The organism is Mesorhizobium sp. M7A.F.Ca.CA.001.08.2.1 (genome assembly GCF_003998455.1).
Taxonomy (GTDB): Bacteria; Pseudomonadota; Alphaproteobacteria; order Rhizobiales; family Rhizobiaceae; genus Mesorhizobium; species Mesorhizobium ciceri.
Genome location: NZ_RZPW01000523.1, coordinates 1 through 4,566, shown reverse-complemented (window position 1 = coordinate 4,566; position 4,566 = coordinate 1). Strand labels below are relative to the sequence as shown.

Genomic DNA, 4,566 nt, shown 5'->3' with positions numbered 1-4,566 from the left:
CCTGCTGGGGATCGCAGGCGTCGTCGGCGGTTGTGGTGGTGATCTTGTCGCCGTTGACGCCGCCCTTGGCGTTGACGGCATCGATCGCCATCTTCACGGCGTTCTCCATATCCTGCCCTTCACTGGCCAGTTGGCCAGTCATGGGGGCCACGATGCCGATCTTGATGTCGGCAGCCGCGGCCATCGTGGTCATAGCCAGCCCGGCAAGGGCGGTGGCGCAAGCAAGCCTCTTGGCAAGCCTCTTGAAGGAAACAACCATTAATTCTCTCCATTTCCCCTGTTGGCGCATCCAGGCGGCGTGCCCGAAATGCATTGTTTCGCCCCTCGGTTAGCTGCGGAGCGGTTATGTTGAGCAAGATCGCCAGCCGGCCATGCGATTGTCACCGGCAGGCTCCTGATCCGCCGATCAGTGACTGCCGCCGGCAGCCCGGGCATAGGCTCCCTGGTAGCGGTTCTCCCGGATGCTCTGCATAATCTCGGCCTCGCGGGCCTCTTGCGCCCTGACGGCGGCCAGCAAGGCCGCGGCACCGTCGATTGGAAATGCCACGACGCCATCCTCGTCACCCACGACGATGTCGCCAGGACCGACGACCATGCCGCCTATGCAGACGGGAACATTTATGGCTCCCGGACCATCCTTGTAAGGTCCGAGATGGATGGCCGACCGTGCGAAGCATGGAAACGGATTGCGGCCGATGGCACCGGCATCGCGAATGGCGCCGTCGATGACAATGCCTGCGGCACCGCGCGACGCCGCGACACTTGTCATGATCTCGCCGACCAGCGCGCGCCCCTCATAGCCACCGCCATCGACGACAATGACATCGCCGGGCTGCAACAGATCGAGCGCACGATGGATGAACTGGTTGTCGCCGGGGCGGGTCCTGACCGTCAGCGCCCTCCCCGCCATGACGCCGCCTACCCGGTGAAATGGCCGCAATCCGACAGCCCCGGGGACACGGGCGAGATTGTCGCTGATCAACGGCGTAGCCAGAACGCGGAACGCGTCGATCAGTTCGCTTTCCTGTAATCCATCCGCCATCGTCTGCACTCCCCGTCCTTGGCACTTTTATGAATATAGTATCCAATCACAATTAATTCAGTGGAGTCAACCGACTTGCAATGGTTGGCAGAAAAAAGCCAAAGCAGCTCATAAACGCCGCCGCTTGGGCAAACGTGACCGCAAAGCCCACCCGTCCGGGCTTGCAATGGCGGCAAAGTTCAAGATAGATTGGATAACATATCCACAAACGCCATGATTGTAAAAAGGGAATTGGTTGTGAAGCACGCAGGAAAAGTCGTGATCGTCACCGGGGCGGCACAAGGGCTAGGCCTTGCCTGCGCCGAGCGCTTTCATGCCGATGGCGCCAAGGTGGTGCTTGTCGACGTGCAGGCCGATCGCGGGCGCGAGCATGCCGAACGTCTGGGTGAGCGTGCCGCCTGGCTATCGGCGGATCTCTCCGAATGCACGCAGGAAATGGCAGCCGATGTTGTTGCCAAGGCCACAGAGCGATTCGGCGGTGTCGACGTCCTCATCAACAATGCCGGCATCATCCATCTGGACGATTTCGTCGACTTCCCCGAGGAAGCCTTCGACCTGGTTCAGCGCGTCAATCTCAAGGCTCCCTTCCTACTCGGACAGGCCGCGGCAAGGGCCATGATCGCGCAGGGACGCGGCGGCTCGATTATCAACATGTCGTCGATTAATGCCATTCTGGCCATTCCCAATTCCGTCGCCTATGCCGTGTCCAAGGGCGGCATCAAGCAATTGACGGCGGTGATGGCCGTCGGATTGATCCCGCACAATATCCGCGTCAATGCCATCGGCCCCGGCACCATCCTGACCGACATGGTCAAGAGCTCTGTCATGGCCAGCGAAGCGCAGCGCAAGACTATCCTGTCGCGCACGCCGAGCGGCCGCTGTGGCGAACCTTCGGAGATCGCCAGCGTCGCATCCTTCCTGGCCAGCGACGACGCTTCCTACATCGTTGGCCAGACCATCTATCCCGATGGCGGTCGCCTGATCCTGAACTATACGGTGCCGGTGAAGGACTGACCGCCCATGGTTGTCGGCACCCCCCACATCAGCCTTGCGGGATCGGGCGCGCTGCTGCTCGATGGCGCGCAGGGGGCCTTTAATGATACCACCCAGGAACTGGTCTGGGCGGTAGCGAACGCCGCGTTGACCCTCGAAGGGGTGTGCGAGGCCGTTCCCGGCATGAACAACCTGCTGGTAGTGTTTGATCCCCTCGCCACGGACGCCCACAGCGTCGGAGATCAGCTGATGTCGCTCTGGTCCGCCACCGATGCCCACCCGGTGACCGGCACGCATCATACCATTCCCGTTCACTATGGCGGCGCGCGTGGCGAGGATCTCGCCGGTTGGGCCGCACATTGCGGCCTGTCTGTCGACGAGACCGTCAGGCACCACGCGGCGGCCACCTACACCGTCGCCGCCATCGGCGCCATGCCGGGCTTTCCCTATCTGTCCGGTCTCGACCCGCTGCTTGCCTGGGCAAGGCGCAGCACGCCTCGCCTCAAAGTCGCTGAGGGCGCCGTCATCATTGGTGGCGCGCAGGCGGGTATCATGCCGATGACTGCGCCGTCCGGATGGCACATCATCGGCCATACCGACGTGAAGCTGTTCAAGGCCGAAGCGGAATTGCCCGTGCTGCTCCGGCCCGGAGACAAAATCCGATTCGCAATCGCAGGGATCGAGGCATGATCGAGATCCTCACCACCGGCCTGCCGAACACGGTCCAAGATCTCGGGCGGCCCGGTCATCTGGCGCTGGGGGTCAGCCATGGCGGCGCCATGGACAGGCAGGCGCTGGCGATCGCCAATCTCATGCTGGGCAATGACCCCTCGGCTGCCGGGATCGAGGTGGCGCTTCATCCGTTCCGGCTGCGCGTGCACATCGACACCGCCGTCGCCGTCACCGGCGCGGATTGCGCCGTCAGCGTCGGCGATCGGCCCTGCCCGCCCTGGTGGGCCACGACGATCCGCGCCGGCGAGACCCTTGTCCTCGAAGCCCCGCGCATCGGTGCGCGTTCCTATATCGCCTTCGCCGGTGGGCTCGATCTGCCGCCCGTCATGGGCTCGCGCGCCACAGATGTGAAAGGCGGTTTCGGCGGGCTCGCCGGACGCGGCCTGTCGCGCGGCGACCGGCTTGCGCTCAACCCTGCGCAATGCCGGCTTCCCGCGGGCGGCATCGGCGCAGCGCTGGAGGAGCGACGGGGCGCGGCGGACGGCGCGGCCTCGGCAATCGAATTGCGGGTTCTGCCGGCCGCCGAGTTCGACGCCTTCACGCCGGAGGCCCAGGCGGCTTTCACCGGCAGCGAATGGCGCATCACCAACGACGCCAACCGCATGGGATATCGCCTTTCCGGGGAGACGCTTTCCCTCCTCTCGCCGCTGGAATTGCTGTCGCACGGGATCGTCCCGGGCACCGTCCAGGTGCCGCCGTCCGGCCAGCCGATCATCCAGCTGGCCGATGCCAACACGTGCGGCGGCTATCCGAAGATCGCTACGGTGATCGAAGCCGACCTCTGGCGGCTGGCGCAAGCGCCGGTCGGCGCGCACCTGCGATTCTCGCCGGTCTCGATAGAAGCGTCGACGGAAGTGCTTCGCGCGAACCGGCAGCAACGTCGCGACTTTATCGCCGCCCGTAACCTCATGGCCGGCGAGCAGAGGGCTCCATGAAAATTCGCCCCTTCACCATCGAGATTGCCCAGTCTGAAATCGACGATTTGAAGAAGCGCATCTCGACCTGGCGCGAGCCGGACCAGTTGCAGGCAATAGGCTGGGCGCAGGGAACGGAATACGAGGAACTGAGCCGGCTTATGCAGTACTGGCGTACCGGCTTCGACTGGCGCAAGCATGAAGCCGCCTGGAACATCCATCCGCACTACCAGACGGATATCGGCGGCGAAACCATCCATTTCGTCCATGCACGCGCCGCTGTTGCGACCGGCAGAACGATCATACTCACCCATGGCTGGCCAGGCAGCGTCTTCGAATTTCACAGGCTGATCCCGCTCCTGACCGACCCGCTTTCGCATGGCGGAAGGCAGGAGGACGCCTTCAATGTCGTGGTCCCATCGATTCCCGGCTACGGCTTTTCGAGCCGGCCGACCAGGCCAGGTTTCAACCTGTTCGCCGTCGCCGACCTTTGGGCCGAGCTGATGAGCCGTCTCGGCTACGAGCGATATCTCGCTCAGGGAGGCGATCTGGGCGCCAGCGTGTCGACCTGTCTGGCGCACGCGCATCCAGGCAGTCTCGCTGGCGTGCATCTGAATTTCATCCCCGGCTCATTCTCACCGCCTCACGATGCAAGTCCGGACGGCGACTTGACGCCGGAAGAACGCACCTTCCTGGAACGGAAAGCCGGATGGGCGGATCTTCATGGCGCCTATGCCCACATTCAAGCGACGCGTCCGCAAACGCTTGCCTATGGACTGACGGATTCGCCGGTCGGACTGGCAGCCTGGATGATCGAAAAATTCCGCGACTGGAGCGATTGCGATGGCGAACTGGCCAACGCCGCTTTTTCGCGCGACGACCTGC

General features: G+C 63.6%; 6 protein-coding genes. 4 read left to right on the top strand and 2 right to left on the bottom strand.

Going from position 1 to position 4,566, the window contains the following annotated elements; translation table 11 throughout:
- Window positions 1-313 (bottom strand): ABC transporter substrate-binding protein (locus tag EN914_RS25365; protein ID WP_164778897.1); only part of this gene is annotated, 313 nt, incomplete at its 3' end.
- Window positions 314-406: 93 nt separating this feature from the next.
- On the bottom strand, window positions 407-1,042 hold the full coding sequence (locus EN914_RS25360; RefSeq protein WP_024503226.1) for an RraA family protein: 636 nt from the start codon (window positions 1,040-1,042) through the stop codon (window positions 407-409).
- Between the two features lie 237 nt (window positions 1,043-1,279).
- On the opposite strand from EN914_RS25360, the gene EN914_RS25355 reads away from it, so the two are divergent.
- From EN914_RS25355 to EN914_RS25340, 4 genes are all read left to right on the top strand, one after another.
- A complete protein-coding gene (locus tag EN914_RS25355) occupies window positions 1,280-2,056 on the top strand; it encodes an SDR family NAD(P)-dependent oxidoreductase (RefSeq protein WP_024503227.1) in 777 nt (258 codons plus the stop codon).
- A gap of 6 nt (window positions 2,057-2,062) precedes the next feature.
- Window positions 2,063-2,725 carry a 5-oxoprolinase subunit PxpB gene (gene pxpB / locus EN914_RS25350; RefSeq protein WP_024503228.1) on the top strand — a complete coding sequence of 221 codons (663 nt, stop codon included), beginning with the start codon at window positions 2,063-2,065 and terminating at the stop codon, window positions 2,723-2,725.
- A complete protein-coding gene (locus EN914_RS25345; RefSeq protein ID WP_024503229.1) occupies window positions 2,722-3,702 on the top strand; it encodes a biotin-dependent carboxyltransferase family protein in 981 nt (326 codons plus the stop codon). Before pxpB ends, EN914_RS25345 begins: the two co-directional genes overlap by 4 nt.
- Window positions 3,699-4,566: epoxide hydrolase family protein (locus tag EN914_RS25340; RefSeq protein ID WP_164778896.1), on the top strand; the 868-nt coding region annotated here is incomplete at its 3' end. The genes EN914_RS25345 and EN914_RS25340, both read left to right, overlap by 4 nt.

Excerpts from the sequence above, each read along its gene's own strand:
- EN914_RS25360 (WP_024503226.1), bottom strand. The coding sequence starts at position 1,042 with ATGGCGGATGGATTACAGGAAAGCGAACTGATCGACGCGTTCCGCGTT.
- pxpB (WP_024503228.1), top strand. The coding sequence starts at position 2,063 with ATGGTTGTCGGCACCCCCCACATCAGCCTTGCGGGATCGGGCGCGCTG.
- EN914_RS25345 (WP_024503229.1), top strand. The coding sequence starts at position 2,722 with ATGATCGAGATCCTCACCACCGGCCTGCCGAACACGGTCCAAGATCTC.